The 16,138-nt window shown below is 50.0% G+C and carries 16 protein-coding genes; all 16 read right to left on the bottom strand.

Annotated elements, in window-relative coordinates; translation table 11 throughout:
• Positions 1–95: 95 nt before the first annotated feature.
• Positions 96–689, bottom strand: coding sequence for a dipicolinate synthase subunit B (locus tag GOM71_RS10780; RefSeq protein WP_156280850.1), 594 nt, complete (start codon positions 687–689; stop codon positions 96–98).
• A complete protein-coding gene (dpsA, locus tag GOM71_RS10775; RefSeq protein ID WP_156280848.1) occupies positions 686–1,585 on the bottom strand; it encodes a dipicolinate synthase subunit DpsA in 900 nt (299 codons plus the stop codon). Before dpsA ends, GOM71_RS10780 begins: the two co-directional genes overlap by 4 nt.
• 409 nt (positions 1,586–1,994) lie before the next feature.
• Positions 1,995–2,474, bottom strand: a complete 480-nt coding sequence (gene dut, locus GOM71_RS10770; protein ID WP_156280846.1) for a dUTP diphosphatase — start codon at positions 2,472–2,474, stop codon at positions 1,995–1,997.
• A complete protein-coding gene (locus GOM71_RS10765) occupies positions 2,419–3,684 on the bottom strand; it encodes a M16 family metallopeptidase (protein ID WP_367649552.1) in 1,266 nt (421 codons plus the stop codon). The genes dut and GOM71_RS10765 overlap by 56 nt, the downstream gene beginning before the upstream one ends.
• Before the next feature lie 46 nt (positions 3,685–3,730).
• Positions 3,731–4,735: a polysaccharide deacetylase family protein gene (locus GOM71_RS10760; protein ID WP_253944798.1), complete on the bottom strand. Its 1,005-nt coding sequence runs from the start codon at positions 4,733–4,735 to the stop codon at positions 3,731–3,733.
• Between the two features lie 180 nt (positions 4,736–4,915).
• A complete protein-coding gene (gene pnp / locus GOM71_RS10755) occupies positions 4,916–6,997 on the bottom strand; it encodes a polyribonucleotide nucleotidyltransferase (RefSeq protein ID WP_156280966.1) in 2,082 nt (693 codons plus the stop codon).
• Between the two features lie 181 nt (positions 6,998–7,178).
• Positions 7,179–7,448, bottom strand: coding sequence for a 30S ribosomal protein S15 (gene rpsO / locus GOM71_RS10750; protein WP_156280836.1), 270 nt, complete (start codon positions 7,446–7,448; stop codon positions 7,179–7,181).
• A gap of 164 nt (positions 7,449–7,612) precedes the next feature.
• Positions 7,613–8,554 carry a bifunctional riboflavin kinase/FAD synthetase gene (locus GOM71_RS10745; protein WP_156280829.1) on the bottom strand — a complete coding sequence of 314 codons (942 nt, stop codon included), beginning with the start codon at positions 8,552–8,554 and terminating at the stop codon, positions 7,613–7,615.
• A 71-nt stretch (positions 8,555–8,625) separates the two neighbouring features.
• A complete protein-coding gene (truB, locus tag GOM71_RS10740; protein ID WP_156280827.1) occupies positions 8,626–9,531 on the bottom strand; it encodes a tRNA pseudouridine(55) synthase TruB in 906 nt (301 codons plus the stop codon).
• 1 nt (position 9,532) lies between these two features.
• A complete protein-coding gene (locus GOM71_RS10735) occupies positions 9,533–10,522 on the bottom strand; it encodes a DHH family phosphoesterase (RefSeq protein WP_156280825.1) in 990 nt (329 codons plus the stop codon).
• A complete protein-coding gene (gene rbfA / locus GOM71_RS10730; protein WP_156280823.1) occupies positions 10,522–10,875 on the bottom strand; it encodes a 30S ribosome-binding factor RbfA in 354 nt (117 codons plus the stop codon). Before rbfA ends, GOM71_RS10735 begins: the two co-directional genes overlap by 1 nt.
• Before the next feature lie 6 nt (positions 10,876–10,881).
• Positions 10,882–13,698 carry a translation initiation factor IF-2 gene (gene infB, locus GOM71_RS10725; protein WP_156280821.1) on the bottom strand — a complete coding sequence of 939 codons (2,817 nt, stop codon included), beginning with the start codon at positions 13,696–13,698 and terminating at the stop codon, positions 10,882–10,884.
• Positions 13,664–14,020, bottom strand: coding sequence for a L7Ae/L30e/S12e/Gadd45 family ribosomal protein (locus GOM71_RS10720; RefSeq protein WP_156280815.1), 357 nt, complete (start codon positions 14,018–14,020; stop codon positions 13,664–13,666). The genes infB and GOM71_RS10720 overlap by 35 nt, the downstream gene beginning before the upstream one ends.
• Positions 14,007–14,321 carry an RNase P modulator RnpM gene (gene rnpM / locus GOM71_RS10715; RefSeq protein ID WP_367649551.1) on the bottom strand — a complete coding sequence of 105 codons (315 nt, stop codon included), beginning with the start codon at positions 14,319–14,321 and terminating at the stop codon, positions 14,007–14,009. The genes GOM71_RS10720 and rnpM overlap by 14 nt, the downstream gene beginning before the upstream one ends.
• A gap of 45 nt (positions 14,322–14,366) precedes the next feature.
• Positions 14,367–15,470 (bottom strand): transcription termination factor NusA, encoded by a 1,104-nt coding sequence (gene nusA / locus GOM71_RS10710; protein ID WP_156280813.1) that lies wholly within the window; start codon positions 15,468–15,470, stop codon positions 14,367–14,369.
• An 18-nt stretch (positions 15,471–15,488) separates the two neighbouring features.
• Positions 15,489–15,950, bottom strand: a complete 462-nt coding sequence (gene rimP, locus GOM71_RS10705) for a ribosome maturation factor RimP (RefSeq protein ID WP_156280808.1) — start codon at positions 15,948–15,950, stop codon at positions 15,489–15,491.
• Positions 15,951–16,138: the final 188 nt, after the last annotated feature.

Raw genomic sequence — 16,138 nt, 5'->3', positions numbered from 1 at the left:
CGTTGCCGATAACAAGATGTCAAAATTGCCGCTTGCGTCTGATTGAGCGCCATTCATCGGGTTGTCGGATTCGTTCATTGACATCTGCCAGCTCGTTAATAATTAAATCGTTCGATGAGCAAAGGCTGCAGCTGTTTTCCTTGCAGCGCCGCTTCGCAAGCCTCGAGAGTCAGATCCATTCTCGCCACAAGCGAATTAGGCTTCTGTACGGGATTATCTTGGCCGAAAGGCACAAAATAAATATGTTTAGCCACCAATAGCCTAGCTATATTAGCGGCGTTCAACCCAAGTCCATCATTCGTAGATATCGCCAGCACGATCGGTCTTCCGTTGCGCATTTGCGCTTTGGCTGCCATTAATACGGCGCTGTCCGTCATCGCATTCGCCAACCGGCTCGTTGTATTGCCAGTGCAAGGAGCAATCAATAAAACGTCGATTTGCTTGGATGGACCAAGCGGCTCCGCTTGCGCAATAGTCGAAATAATATCATTGCCTGTAATTGCTTTAATTTGCGTCTGCCATTCTTCAGATGTGCCAAAACGGGTATCTGTCGTCATAATCGTGTTCGATACGATCGGAATGACATTGGCCCCGGCATCAACAAATCTCTTGATTTGCGGCATAATTTCCGCAAGCGTGCAGTGCGATCCCGTTAACGCGTACCCGACTGTTTTTCCAGACCAATTCATTGCCCATTCCCCCGCTTTTTCGAATCATCCATAATCAATTGAGATAAACAATCGGCTATGATTCGTCCAGCAGTTTTAGGAGCAACGATACCTGGCAATCCGGGTGCGAGCATCGCCTTAATTCCTCTTTTCTCAGCAAAGCGGAAATCGGTTCCGCCCGGCTTCGAGGCAAGGTCGATAATTACGGCTCGCGAAGGTAAAGTAGCTATAATTTGTGCTGTGACTATCATAGTCGGAATTGTATTAAAAAGCAAGTCAATATTGCCTGTATACTCCTGCAGTTTGCTTGTGTAGAACGGCTTAAAACCCATCTCGGCAGCTCTCGCAAAATGCTCGTCGCGCCTTACTCCAACGTAGACTTCCGCTCCTAACCCTTGAAGTGTTCGAGCCATCGTGAAGCCGGTTCTTCCGAAGCCCAGCACCATGGATCGCGAGCCATGAATCGTAATGTCCGTATTTTGAATGGCCATCATAATTGCGCCTTCGGCCGTAGGAATCGAGTTGTAAATCGCCACATCGTCCCGATCAAACAATTCAACCAGCTCGAGCTGATGCTGCAAGCATAATTCCTTCAAATACGGTTTAGCCATACCCGTATATACTTTGCTGTGCTTTGGCATCCGCGCAAGATGCACACCAAGCAGCCTAATTTCGCGATCGCTGAACACTGTATGAATGAGCCCCTGATCGTCTGTGCCGACCGCCGGCAGCAGCAGCGCATCGATGCCGTCGAACAATTGCTCGTCAAATTCAGCATGCACTGCACCGTCAAGCGATGTCACCAGCCCCTCAAAGCCCGATACCGTAATCGACGCATCCATCTCCGCCAACTTCCGGATCACTTCCAGCTGTCTCGCATCGCCGCCTAACAGCAGCACCTGAACGCCTGTTAACATGCAGCATTCACTCCTTTCTGCGCACGGGTTATAGACCATCTTATGCTAACGCCCATAATGGGTGAAAAACGCATAAAAAAAAGACCGAGGTATCTCGGTCTTGACATCAGCAGTTTACACGGAGTTTAAACTCACACCTTATCCGGAGTTATTAAACGGAGTTTAAACTTACACCTTTTCCTTGCGGAATTGTTTTTCGAGCGATACTCGGAATAAAGGAACTTTCTTCCGTTATTGATGCCCGTTTCGCTTTAAACCGCATTATAACGGAACTTTCTTCCGTTATTTCCAATCTTCGAGTGTTAATATCGGAATATCTAGCAGAATAACGGAAGTTTTCTACGTTAACCCTGCCTTTTCCGCTGAACATCGCATTTTAAAGGAAGTTTCTTCCGTTATCCGTTATTCGTTACACGCCCGTATGTCCGAATCCGCCTGCGCCGCGCACCGTGTCCGGCAGTTCGTCCGCTTCGACGATTTCAATAGCCGGCACGACTTGAAATACCATTTGCGCAATGCGTTCGCCGCGCGCGATCGTGAACGGCTCCTGCCCCAAATTGACGAGCAGCACCTTCACCTCGCCCCGGTAATCGGCGTCAATCGTGCCAGGCGAATTCAAGCAGGTGATGCCATGCTTGTAGGAAAGGCCGCTGCGAGGACGAATTTGCGCCTCCAGATTTGCCGGCATCGCCATTGCAAAGCCAGTCGGAATCAGCTTGCGCTCCCCCGGAGCAAGCACGACCGGCTCGCTAACCGCAGCTTGCAGATCAAAGCCCGCAGCCCATTCTGACATTTTGTTCGGCAGCAAAATATCTTCATTGCCTGCCAAACGTTTAAACAATACTTGAAACAAAACGATTCCTCCCCAATTGTGAAGCCGCTTTATCATTCGATCCGACCATCGCCACCGCAAACGGCACCGAAAGCATCCGTTCCGTCATTTGACGCAAGTCGTCCATCGTCACATTATCAATCCGTTGAAGCAATTCGTCAAGCGTATAATGGCGTCCAAGCATCAGCTCGTTTTTGCCGAGACGGTTCATACGGCTGCTAGTGCTTTCAAGGCTCAATATCAAGCTGCCTTTAAGCTGCTCTTTGCCGCGATGCAGTTCGTCTTCGCCAAGTCCTTTGACGGCCAGCTCTTCCAGCTGCTCCATCGTCAGATCGAGCACTTCCTTTGTCTGCTTTGGCGCTGTGCCCGCGTAGACGGTAAAAAGGCCCGTATCCGCATAAGAGGTATGGTACGAATATACCGAGTAAGCAAGGCCCCGCTTCTCGCGGATTTCCTGGAACAGTCGCGAGCTCATGCCGCCGCCCAGCGCATTATTCAATAGAATCATCGCATACAGCTTCGGATCGGAAATCGAGCAGCCCGGGAAAGAAAGGCAAAGATGATTTTGTTCCGTTTTCTTTTTAAAGAAGACGTAATCGCCATGAAATGACGGTGCTTCAACAATGGCCGTGCTGCCTTGGTTGCTGAAACGGCCAAAATGCTTTTCAAGCAGCTCCAGCAGCTTCTGCTCCTCGACATTGCCGGCCACGCTAATTACCGTATTGGCAATCGTATATGTATCGTTCATATAGCTGCGCAAAGAATCAGAGTTCATCGCGGTTAAGCGCTCTTCGAGCCCCAGAATCGAATAAGCGAGCGGATGGTCGCCGTATGCCGCGCGCGACGCTTCGTCATGCACCTTGTCGTCCGGCGTGTCTTCATACATCGAAATTTCTTCCAAAATAACGTTTTTCTCTTTCGCAAGCTCCTCCGGATCAAGCTTCGATTCGAAAAACATATCCGCCAAAGCATCGACTGCGATCGGCAAATGCTCATCCAGCACCTTTGCAAAATAGCATGTATATTCTTTGGAAGTAAACGCATTAACGTTGCCGCCAATGCCGTCAAATAAGTCAGCGATATCTTTTGCCGAACGGTTATTCGTCCCTTTAAACAGCATATGCTCGACAAAATGGGAAACTCCGTTGTTTTCCGGCGTTTCATTGCGCGACCCTGTTTTAACCCAGATACCGAATGAAACGGAACGGAAGGTCGGCAAGTATTCCACAATGACACGCAATCCATTGCTTAATGTATATTTATTCACGATTGTCCTCCTCAGCGAGCAATAATTACCCTTTAGTGTAACAAAATTAATTCTCAGGCTCAACAACGGACGGAACACGGTTCGGCGACAAGAGCTCATCTACAGTGCCAATGGCGTATCCTTGACGCTTAGCTTCGCTAATCATGCCGGGCAGCGCCTGGCTTGAAGAAGCGGTCGGATGCATTAAAATGAGCGCCCCCGGCTCCAACTTCGCCGATATCCGGCGAATGATCGTATCCGGCGCCGGCTTTTTCCAATCAATCGTATCGATTGTCCAAAGCACCGTCATCAAGCCTTGCTCGGAGGCTACCTGAACCGTTTGTTGATTGTAATCCCCCGAGGGCGGAGCAAACCATTTGTTTTGCACATTTAATGTCGATTTCAATAACTGTTCTGTCTTTGCGATTTGCGTATAGGCGGATTGACGGTCCAGCTCGCTCATATTCGGATGAGAGTATGCATGGTTGGACATCTCATGTCCTTTGTCTTGTATTTGTTTTGCGACCTCCGGGTATTTTTTCAGCCACGAGCCGTCCAGAAAAAAGGTCGCCTTTACGTTTTCCTTCTCCAGCGTATTTAGAATCGAAGGAATATATTCATTGCCCCACGCTACATTGACCATAATTGAAATCATCTTTTTCTCCGGATTGCCCCGGTAAATCGGAAATTTGCCTAGATCCCGCAGCGACACCTGCGGATTCACTTCTTTATAGACGAATTGAATGGGCGACAACGCTCCGCTTGCAATCGTCTTCTCGTACGTCGCCTTAATATCGACTTCTACCCCATTATATCCGGGAATCGCTTTCCAAACCCGGTCAATTCGCGCGTTAATCGGCGCTACCCGTTTGTTTTCCGCTTCTTGTTCAATTTGCCGGAGCAGATCTGTCTGCTCCTGCTCGCTGAATGCAGGGGCAGTTATGGCCGCAATAGACGAACCTTGATTCTTAACGGCGTTTACATAGTCGCTTATGCCCCCGATATTCAAGCTTATAACTGCCAATACAGCTGCCATTCCGGCACAGATCAAGCCGATTTTTACCCGATCCATTCTCATAGGCCAATCTTCACCTCATCATTGGTTCAAGACGCATGCTCCAATGTATGTAGAATTGGACGAGATTATGCAGAGGCAGCCGTACAAGCCTGCACTTGTTCCTGAAAAAACAAAAAGAGACAGATTCAATCTGGCTCTTTGCTTAAGTTCGTATAGAAAGCGCAGAAGACAAGCTTACTGCGCTGGTACAGATGGAGCTAGAACAGCTTTGCGGGACAGATTGATCCGGCCTTGTTGATCGATTTCCGTAACCTTAACCGTAATCTGATCGCCAATCGCCACAACATCCTCAACCTTCGCAACACGTTCGTTAGCAAGCTGGGAAATGTGTACGAGACCGTCCTTGTTCGGCAAAATTTCGACGAATGCGCCGAATTTCTCGATGCGCTTAACTGTACCGAGATATACTTCGCCAATAACAACTTCTTTGACGATGCCTTCGATAATCGCTTTGGCGCGTTGGTTCATTTCTTCATTCGAAGATGCAATGTAAACCATGCCGTCCTGTTCGATATCGATTTTTACGCCGGTTTCTTCAATAATCTTGTTGATGATTTTGCCGCCGGAGCCGATAACGTCGCGGATTTTATCCGGATTAATGCGGAGCGTCAAAATTTTCGGAGCATATTGCGACAGGCTCTTACGGGATTCGGACATAACCTCTGTCATTTTACCGAGAATGAACATCCGTCCTTCGCGGGCTTGCTCAAGCGCTTGCTGCAAAATCGCGCGGTCGATGCCGTCGATCTTAATATCCATTTGGATCGCAGTAACGCCTTGCGCCGTACCTGCCACTTTGAAGTCCATATCGCCAAGATGGTCTTCCATCCCTTGAATGTCCGACAAGATCGAGAAATGGTCGCCGTCTTTAATCAGACCCATAGCGATACCCGCTACCGGGGCTTTTATCGGTACGCCTGCGTCCATCATGGCAAGTGTGCTTGCGCAAATGCTTGCTTGCGATGTCGAGCCGTTCGATTCCAATACTTCCGATACGAGACGGATTGTGTATGGGAATTCCGCTTCCGACGGGATTACTTTCGATAATGCGCGTTCGCCGAGTGCGCCATGACCGATTTCGCGGCGGCCTGGAGGACGCAATGGTCTTGCTTCGCCTACGCTGAACGGCGGGAAGTTATAATGGTGCATGAAACGTTTCGTCTCTTCCGGGCTGATGCCGTCCAAGATTTGTACGTCGCCAAGTGCGCCAAGCGTACAGATGCTGAGCGCTTGCGTTTGGCCGCGGGTGAACAAACCGGAACCATGCGTGCGCGGAAGCAAAGCGACGTCGCATTCGATCGGACGAATTTCGCTAAGCGCGCGTCCGTCAGGACGAACTTTATCATGAGTAATCAGACGGCGAACTTCTTCCTTGACGATGTCGTACAATACTTCTTTCACATCGGCAAGCAGCTCAGGCGTCTCCGCATATGCTTCTTCAAAATGAGCGACAGTCTCGCTGTTCGCTGCATCAATAGCATCTTGGCGAGCATGCTTCTCAGGAATACGAATCGCTTCAACCAGTTTCTCAGAAGCGAATGCGCGAACGGCAGCGTTTACTTCATCGTTTACCGCATGCAGCTTCACTTCCATCTTCGGCTTGCCTGCAACAGCTACAAGCTCTTCAATCGACGCAACGATCTTCTTGATTTCATCATGTCCGAACATAATTGCTTCCAGCATGACGTCTTCGCCAACTTCATTGCCTTCCGCTTCCACCATCATAATAGCATCTTTCGTGCCGGCTACAACGACGAAAATATCGGTCTTCTGCTCTTGCTCAACCGTTGGGTTAATGATGAATTGTCCGTCGATACGACCTACGCTTACACCGCCGATCGGTCCGTTAAACGGAACGTCGGAAATGGCGAGCGCTGCGGATGTACCGATCATAGCCGCGATTTCCGGCGGGCAATCCTGATCCACGCTCATGACGATGTTTGCGATTTGTACGTCGTTACGGAAGCCTTCCGGGAACAACGGGCGAATCGGACGGTCTGTCAAACGGCTCGACAGAATCGCTTTCTCGCTTGGACGGCCTTCGCGTTTAATAAAGCCGCCTGGAATTTTGCCGACAGCATACAAACGTTCTTCATAGTTAACCGTAAGCGGGAAGAAATCCAAATCCTTCGGACCCGAAGAAGCGGTTACTGTACACAAAATGACCGTATCGCCATAGCGCACGGTTACTGCTGCGTTCGCTTGTTTTGCGAGACGGCCTGTCTCAAGGACAAGCTTTCTGCCGCCCAACAACATTTCAACTTGTTGCAATGTAATCCCTCCTAGTTTTTGAAGTAAGAGTTGGCTTTGTTACCATTCGCCAACTGCTTTGGCATATCCTGCTGAACCTTTGGATATTACAAAAAGCAACCCGCTTCCGCCAGGTCCGGGTAGCCCGGACGGCAAGACAGCCAGGTTGCTTTTCGTGAGAATTGTTCTAGCGGCGAAGGCCGAGTTTTTCGATCAATGCGCTATAACGTTTAACATCTTTGTTTTTCAGGTATGCCAACAGCTTACGGCGTTGACCTACCATCTTGAGCAAACCGCGGCGGGAATGATGATCTTTCTTGTGCTCCCGCAAGTGTTGCGTCAAGTTAACGATGTTTTCCGTCAGGATAGCTACTTGAACTTCCGGGGAACCCGTGTCGCTCGCGTGTGTTTTGTGCGTTTCAATCAGTTCTTGTTTACGCTCTTGTGTAATTGCCATCCTCGTTCACCTCCTTGAATATTTAAAATAATCGCCGTTAGCCCAGGTACCGCCGGTGAGTGCGGACATCCAAGCTAAGGTTCGTGTGCTCATCGTCCGATATGGATTTCAGCAGCAACGTTACTCAGTATAACATAATGACTTGGGCAAGTAAATGCCATGAACTAAGCGATGCCGAAAAGCCGTTTTACCGATTCCGCATCGTTGCCGATTTGAGCAATAAGCTCCTGAACCGAACCGAACTTCTGCTCAGGGCGAATGAAAGCATGAAACCGGATGCGTATCGACTCACCATATATGCTCTGATGAAAATCAAACAAATGCGCTTCCATAACAGGTCGGATCTCTTCTTTATTGAAGGTTGGCTTCATCCCATGATTCAGCACGCCGTAATAGCTTTTTCCAGCCACTTCGGCTGTAATCGCAAATACGCCTAGACGAGGCGCTACATACCGCTCGGACATTTCAATATTGGCGGTCGGAAATCCGATCGTGCGACCCCGTCCGTCGCCGTGAACGACCGTCCCCTCGAGCTCGTAAGGACGCCCCAAAAGCTTCGCGGCCACATCAATGCTGCCGAGCTCCAGCGCTTCGCGAATATAGGTGCTGCTTACCTTTTTATCGTTCTCGTAGAGCGGTTCAATAATATCGACGTTAATGTCTGGCGCGCACATTTGGCACATCATTTCAGCGTTTCCTTGTCCTTTGAAGCCGAAATGAAAGTCGAAGCCTACAACGATATGACGGGCATTCAGCTTTCGTAACACCTCGTCAACAAATTGCTGAGGCAGAATGGCTGAAAACTCCGGATCAAACTTCATGACAAACACGATATCTACTCCGAGCTCGGCGAACTGCGCCGCTTTGGCATCAAACGGCGTAAGGCTGCTGTAATAACGGTCGCCTTGACCGAGTACTTCCTTCGGATGAGGACTAAAAGTCATAACGGCAGACTTGAGCCCTTTCCGCTTCGCTTCGGAAACAGCTTGAGCAATAACGTTCTGATGCCCGCGATGAACGCCGTCAAAATGGCCGATCGCAATCGACAACCCTTGCTTATCTGCCGGCAGTTCTGTCAACGGATATTGAAGATAGATGGTTTCCAATCGGATACACCTGCATTTCTTGTTCAGACTTTCGCATATTCAAACCGTTCTCCGGTCTGCTATCTATCAAACTATGAAAAAACCTTTACCGGTTTAAGAACAGCCAATTCGCTATCCGCTTCGAAAATACCGATAAACGATTTCTTCTCATTATAAACTCTAATCGGATTACGACTCTCAGTCAGATCGGCATCTAACATGGCGAACGGAATTTTTTGCCCGCGCAGTGCCATTTCGGAGAGACGTTCATTCAATTGTACGGGCTCCAAATGGGAGATCGCAGCTTCCGCAGGAAGAATAAATTTCTCAATTTCACCATCTTGCTGGAGTTGCTCAATCTGTTCGAGCGTCAAGCACTGTTCTTTCGTAATGCCGCCGGACATCGTCCGCGTCAGCTGCGCCATTGCTGCAGGCACGCCAAGCGCTTTGCCGATATCGACGCAAAGCGTTCGAATGTACGTTCCTTTCGAACAAACGACGGAAAACGCGAAGGTCGGTTTATCCGTCGAGTTATCGATGCTTTGCAGCTCAATCTGGTGAATCGTCACCTTTCTCGACTTGCGCTCGACCGTCTTCCCTTCCCGCGCCAGCTCATACAGCCGTTTGCCATCTACCTTGACAGCCGAGAACATCGGCGGAACCTGCTCGATTTCCCCGACAAAGCTGCGAAGAACGCGAAGCACTTCTTCCTCGGTAATGGTTATGCCGCCCCGTTCCTCAAGAACAGTTCCAGTCAAATCCTCGGTATCCGTAGAAATGCCTAGCTGGATAACCGCTTCATAGGCTTTCGGCCGTTCCTGCAAATATTCCACAACACGAGTTGCGCGGCCGAGGCATAACGGCAGAACGCCCGTTACCATCGGATCTAGCGTACCGGAGTGGCCTATCCGTTTCATGCGAAGCAGCCGCCGCACTTTCGCGACGACGTCATGCGACGTCCAGCCTGCCGGCTTCCATACTGCGATAATGCCGTCCATCTTATTGCGTCAACGCCTTTCTAACTGCTTCAACGAGCGTTTGGGTCGATTCGGCAAGCGGTCCTTCTAATCGGCAGCCGGCTGCACGCACATGTCCGCCGCCGCCAAAAGATTGGGCGATTGCCGCAACATCGACTTTGCCCGCCGAACGCAAGCTCGCCTTGACTTGTCCGTCATCCGTTTCTTTGAATAAGATGCCGACCTCAACGCCGTCAATATTAAGAGCGTAGTTGACAATCCCTTCAAAATCGTCGGAAACAGCGCCCGTTTCCCTCATATCGTCCTTGGCAATGTACAGCCAACCGATTTGCTGGTCTTCGCTGAACGTTAGCCTGCTTAAGCTGCGCTGCAGCAGTTTAAGCTTCGGCATCGTCATTTTTTCAAGCAAATGATCGGCCAATTGGTGACCTCTCACTCCAAATTCCAGCAGACGCGATGCGATTGCCATAACTTTCGAACTCGTATTGGAATAACGGAAACCGCCCGTATCCGTCAGTAATCCGGTATAAATAGCGGTTGCGCAATCCAAATCCAATTCAATGCCGGCTCTTTCAATTAAATCGTACAATATTTCAACGGTTGCCGCCGCATGATCAAGAATGATATTTACGGAACCGAAGCCGTCGTTGGTCGGGTGATGATCGATATTAACCATTTGAACATCGGGAGCAAATAACGCTGTTACTTCCCCAATCCGTTTATAATCGGCGCAATCAACTGTTATTACTTTAGTAAATTTCGTCTCCGGCCGAGTTTTACGATAATTAATAATGGCATCAAACTGATAAAGATAACTTAAGCGCGAAGGCGGCTCGCCTTCGTTCATAAGCACGGCTTTTTTGCCAAGCTTATTCAGCAGCCATGCGATAACCGAAGTCGAGCTGATCGCATCCCCGTCAGGCTGAACATGGGAGACGACTAGAAAGTCGTCCCCCTCCTTCATGAAAGCAATTGCGGCGTCCAGCTGTGCCAAATAATTTTCGCTTGTCATCACGATTCGTTCCCGCGATTGATTTGTTCAAGCAGCCCTTCAATCCGGCTGCCGTATTCGATCGAGCTGTCAAACTTGAACAGCAGCTCCGGCGTATGGCGGAGACGCATCCGCTTGCCAAGCTCGGAACGGATAAATCCGTTCGCACGTCCCAGCGCCTTAAGCGTCTCTTCCTTCTGTTCCTCGCTGCCAAGCACGCTCAAGTAAACGCGCGCTTGCGACAGGTCCGGCGTAGCTTCAACACCGGTTACGGTGATGAAGCCAATGCGCGGATCCTTGAGTTCCGTTTGAATAATGGTGCTCAATTCTTTCTTGATTTGTTCGCCTACACGGCCAACCCGTACTTTAGCCATCGTTTATCACCTCTCTACTGATTCCATCACGAAGGCTTCAATAATATCTCCTTCTTTAAAGTCGGAGAATCTTTCCAGCGTAATACCGCACTCGTAGCCTTGAGCTACTTCCTTCACATCGTCCTTGAAGCGTTTGAGCGTATCCACTTTGCCTTCGTAAATAACGATGCCTTCGCGAACGATACGCGCTTCTGCCGAACGAGTTACTTTGCCGGATGTAATCATACAGCCTGCAATTGCGCCCACTTTGCTCACTTTGAAGACATTGCGGACTTCCGCGTTGCCGATTACAACCTCTTTAAAGATCGGATCCAGCATGCCCTTCATCGCTTGCTCGATTTCTTCGATTACGTTATAGATAACCCGATGCAGACGAACGTCGACTTTTTCCTGCTGCGCAGCCAGATCCGCTTGCGGCTCAGGACGAACGTTAAAGCCGACAACGATTGCGTTCGAAGCCGAGGCAAGGTTGATATCGGACTCGTTGATTGCGCCAACGCCGCTGTGAATAATTTTTACGCGAACGCCTTCGATATCGATTTTTGCCAGGGAGCCTTTAAGCGCCTCCGCCGAGCCTTGAACGTCCGATTTAATAATGACGTTCAAATCTTTAATCTCGCCTTCTTTAATGTGTTTATACAGATCGTCCAGCGTAACGCGAGTGTTCGCGCCAAGCTCAGATTGACGCTGCTTGATGGAGCGGCGTTCGGAAATCGCTCTTGCTTTGCGCTCGTCTTCGAATACCATAAACGGATCGCCCGCTTGCGGCACTTCAGTCAGACCGGTAATTTCGACCGGCGTAGACGGGCCCACTTCTTTCAGACGGCGGCCTTTGTCGTTGACCATAGCGCGTACGCGTCCGAAGCAGTTGCCTGCAACAAATGCGTCGCCGATTTTGAGCGTGCCGTGCTGAACGAGAACGCGGGCAACTGGGCCTTTGCCTTTATCAAGCTCGGCTTCAAGCACTGTACCGCGAGCACGTTTGTCCGGATTCGCTTTATAATCGTTAACTTCTGCTACGAGAAGGATCATTTCAAGCAGGTCTTCAAGACCGATGCGCTGTTTCGCGGATACGTTAACGAAGATTGTATCTCCGCCCCACTCTTCCGGTACAAGCTCATACTCGGTCAAAGCTTGCTTGATTTTGTCCGGATCAGCATCCGGTTTATCGATTTTGTTGACAGCAACGATAATCGGAACGCCTGCTGCTTTCGCATGGTTGACCGCCTCGACTGTTTGCGGCATGACGCCGTCGTCTGCTGCTACAACGATAATTGTAATATCTGTAACCTGAGCGCCGCGTGCGCGCATGAGCGTAAACGCTTCGTGGCCCGGCGTATCAAGGAACGTAATTTTCTTTTGCTTAATTTCGACTTGGTACGCGCCGATATGCTGTGTAATGCCGCCGGCTTCGCCGCCGGTTACATTCGTATGACGGATTGCATCGAGCAGTGTCGTTTTACCATGGTCAACGTGACCCATAATGGTTACGACTGGCGGACGAGTGACCAGATCCGCTTCATCATCGGTTTCTTCAACCGTCTCGAATGTATCCTCTTCGACCGGAATTTTCACTTCGACTTCAACGCCGTATTCCGAAGAAAGCAACAGGATAGCATCCATATCGATTTCTTGGTTGATCGTCGCCATAACGCCGAGGAAAATGAGCTTTTTAATAACTTCAGATGCGTCTTTATGAAGCAATTTCGCCAAATCGCCAACCGTCATCGTGCCGCGCACGATAATTTTCTTAGGCGTGTTGTCGATTTTCTCGCGACGCTCTTGCTGCGGCTGATTGCGATTATTGCGTCCTTTGCCGCCGCGGTTATTGTTGCTTCCTCTAAAGTTGCCGTGCGGCTTGCCGTCGTCAAAACGTCTTTGATTTTGGTTGCCGTTCGGGCCGCTCTTGGATTTGTTCAAGCCAGGCTTGCCGCCTCCGCGGTTTTGGCCGGAATCCGCCGCTTGCGCGCGGGATGCTGGTGGAGCAGAAGTGAAGCCGCCCTGTCCTTGGCCGCCCGATGGACGGTTTCCGCCTTGGCCTTGGCCGCCGCCGCTGAATGGACGATTGCCGCCTTGGCCTTGGCCGCCCGATGGACGGTTTCCGCCTTGGCCTTGACCGCCGCCGAATGGACGATTGCCGCCCTGTCCTTGACCGCCGGATGGACGGTTTCCGCCTTGGCCTTGGCCTTGGCCGCCGCCGAATGGACGATTGCCGCCTTGGCCCTGACCGCCGGATGGACGGTTTCCGCCTTGGCCTTGGCCTTGACCGCCAGGACGGTTGCCTTGACGGTTGCCTTGACTGTTGTATCCACCTTGACGATTGCCGCCTTGGCCTTGACCGCCGGCAGGTCTTTGACCGCCTTGCGGAGCAGACTGCTGCTGCGGCGCTTGGGATTGAGCTTGAGATTGAGCTTGAGATTGCTCCGGACGTTGTTCTTGTTGATTTTGATTTGGTTGCGTATTCGTTTTAATAGAATTCATAGGCCCCTGTCTATCCTGAGATATATTTATATTCGTTTGCTGCGGCGATTGCTTTTGCTGCTGTTGTTGCTGCGGCTTGCCGGCTGTTTGCGCAGCGGAGGAAACCGTTGCTCCGGATTCCTGAGCTCTTTTTGCAGCGGCGTTCGCCTTAATATCACGGAAAAATCCTTCCACCTTCTGGACCATTTCCGTTTCCATCACGCTCATATGATTGTTAACGGGCATGTTCAGCCGTTTAAGAATAGTTATAATTTCTTTACTGCTCATGTTTAGCGATTTCGCGTATTCATATACACGCGTTTTATCTTTATTGTCCTTGCTGTTGTCCTGTTGTTTGCTCAATATGATCCACCTCCGAATTTTGACTCAGATGACCTGCGATCATTTTTCCGAACTTTGCGTCTGTAACCGCCAGCACGACTCGTTCCGGCTTGCCGATCGCCTTTCCAAGCTGATCGCGGTCGAATGCTTCAGCGAGTTGTACCCCGTAGGTGCTGCATTTGTCGCGAAATTTTTTTTTCGTATTCGGGGAAGCGTCGCCTGAAATAATGACAAGCTTTGCTTCTCCTTTACGTACCGCCTTGAGCACAATTTCATCGCCAGTAATCAATTTGCCTGCTCTCATCGCCATGCCAAGGGAGGACAAGAACTTATTCGTCTTCATCGCTCATCAGCTCCTTGCTGGCGAGAAATTGTTCTTCTACTGCGATGAAATCCTGTTCAAGCTGGTCGTAAATTTCCATGCCGACGGTTTGCTTTAGCGCGCGGTCGAGCGCCTTTGACTTCTTCGCCAGCTTAAAACAGCTGACTTTTCCGCACAAATAGGCGCCACGGCCGGCCTTTTTACCTGTTAGGTCAATCAACACTTCTTCTTCTGGTGTTCGAACAACACGGATTAATTCTTTTTTGGGTTTCATTTCCTGGCAAGCTACGCATTTGCGCAGCGGCACTTTTCTTGGTCTCACCGTAACCCCTCCTCTGCTGATTTTGGACGCAGCAGCTGAAGCCGGTTAGGAATCAATCGAGACGGAATCCTGGTGCATCATCGTGCCGGTCAATGATTTCGGGCGGCCATATTCTTGCTCCGCTTGCGTTTCACTCTTAATATCGATTTTCCAGCCCGTAAGCTTGGCTGCAAGACGGGCGTTTTGTCCTTTAATGCCGATGGCTAGGGAAAGCTGATAATCTGGAACGATAACGCGAGCAAGCTTCTCTTGCTCGAATACGATAACTTCAAGCACTTTGGACGGGCTTAGCGCATTCGCTACGTATTCTTCCACATTCTCGGACCAGCGAACGATATCGATCTTCTCGCCTGTCAGCTCGTTAACGATTGTCTGTACGCGAAGACCTTTCGGTCCAACGCAAGAACCAACCGGATCCACTTCCTCATTGCGCGAATGTACGGCAATTTTGGAACGGAAGCCCGCTTCGCGAGCGACGGAACGGATTTCAACGACACCGTCGTAAATTTCCGGCACTTCCAGCTCGAACAGACGTTTCAGCAGGCCTGGATGCGTACGCGACAAAATAATTTGCGGCCCTTTCGTCGTGTTCTCCACTTTTGTAATATACGATTTCACGCGATCGCCGTGCTTGAATTTATCAGTCGGCATCAACTCAGTAAGCGGAAGCACCGCTTCCACCTTGCCGAGGTCAACGAATAAATTGCGGACGTCTTGGCGCTGCACAATGCCGTTGACGATATCTTCTTCTTTATCGATAAAAGCATTGTATATAAGTCCGCGCTCTGCTTCGCGAATGCGCTGCGTTACGACTTGCTTGGCTGTCTGAGCCGCGATCCGTCCGAAATCGCGAGGCGTTACTTCGATATCGGCGATGTCATCCAGCTGATAATGCGGGTTGATCTCCCGCGACGCTTCAACCGAAATTTCAAGCCGCGGATCGAGCACTTCGTCGACGACTGTCTTGCGGGCATATACTTTAATGACGCCTGTATGGCGGTTAATGTCAACACGCACGTTTTGCGCCGTATTGAAATTGCGCTTGTAGCTGGAAATCAGCGCAGCTTCGATCGCTTCAAGCAGCACATCTTTCGCTATTCCCTTGTCCCTTTCAATTTCCGACAACGCTTCAATAAAATCCATGCTCATTGGAATGAAATTCCTCCCTTAAAATACGATGGCAAGCCGGGCACTGGCCACTTTGGCATACGGAATCGCATGCTCTTTCTTGCCGACCTTCACTTGAACCTGCTCCCCGTCAAACGACAGCAGCTGGCCTTCGAATTCTTTTGACCCGTCGATTGGTTCGTACGTCGTTATGTAGACATGCTTGCCGACCGCCTTGCGCACATCTTCCGGTTTTTTCAGCGGACGTTCCGCACCGGGCGAAGATACTTCTAGAAAATAAGCGTCGCTGACCGGATCATTCTTATCGAGCTGCTCGCTCAAATATTCGCTGATCCTTCCGCATTCATCGATGTCGATGCCGCCTTCCTTGTCCACGAACACGCGCAGAAAGAAGTTGCTTCCTTCCTTTACATATTCGATATCGACAAGCTCAAAGCCATTGCTGCTGAGAAACGGAGTAACCATTTCCTCAACGACGGATTTGATTCTGGATGTGCTCAAATTGCATTTACCTCCTGTTTGGACATACGTTTTGAAGCCGGGACTAAAAAAAGTCCATAAACAAAACGTAAAGAGTGGGTTTCCCCACTCTTCTGCTTCAAAGTCTCTATCAACATCATTGCCACAAAAATTATATCATAATCGTCTTGAAAGTGACAAGAAATCTTTTCATAACATCAGGATCTTTG

The sequence above is a fragment of the Paenibacillus sp. NEAU-GSW1 genome (assembly GCF_009737085.1).
Lineage (GTDB): Bacteria > Bacillota > Bacilli > Paenibacillales > Paenibacillaceae > Pristimantibacillus.
Note: the sequence above shows the minus strand (reverse complement) of the source record. Positions and strands in the feature narration are given on the sequence as shown.

Coding starts and splice junctions, on each gene's coding strand:
- GOM71_RS10780 (WP_156280850.1), bottom strand. CDS start 689: ATGAATTGGTCTGGAAAAACAGTCGGGTACGCGTTAACGGGATCGCAC.
- dpsA (WP_156280848.1), bottom strand. CDS start 1,585: ATGTTAACAGGCGTTCAGGTGCTGCTGTTAGGCGGCGATGCGAGACAG.
- dut (WP_156280846.1), bottom strand. CDS start 2,474: ATGATAAAGCGGCTTCACAATTGGGGAGGAATCGTTTTGTTTCAAGTA.
- GOM71_RS10760 (WP_253944798.1), bottom strand. CDS start 4,735: ATGGATCGGGTAAAAATCGGCTTGATCTGTGCCGGAATGGCAGCTGTA.
- pnp (WP_156280966.1), bottom strand. CDS start 6,997: ATGTTGTTGGGCGGCAGAAAGCTTGTCCTTGAGACAGGCCGTCTCGCA.
- rpsO (WP_156280836.1), bottom strand. CDS start 7,448: ATGGCAATTACACAAGAGCGTAAACAAGAACTGATTGAAACGCACAAA.
- truB (WP_156280827.1), bottom strand. CDS start 9,531: ATGGACGGCATTATCGCAGTATGGAAGCCGGCAGGCTGGACGTCGCAT.
- GOM71_RS10735 (WP_156280825.1), bottom strand. CDS start 10,522: ATGACAAGCGAAAATTATTTGGCACAGCTGGACGCCGCAATTGCTTTC.
- rbfA (WP_156280823.1), bottom strand. CDS start 10,875: ATGGCTAAAGTACGGGTTGGCCGTGTAGGCGAACAAATCAAGAAAGAA.
- GOM71_RS10720 (WP_156280815.1), bottom strand. CDS start 14,020: ATGAAGACGAATAAGTTCTTGTCCTCCCTTGGCATGGCGATGAGAGCA.
- nusA (WP_156280813.1), bottom strand. CDS start 15,470: ATGAGCATGGATTTTATTGAAGCGTTGTCGGAAATTGAAAGGGACAAG.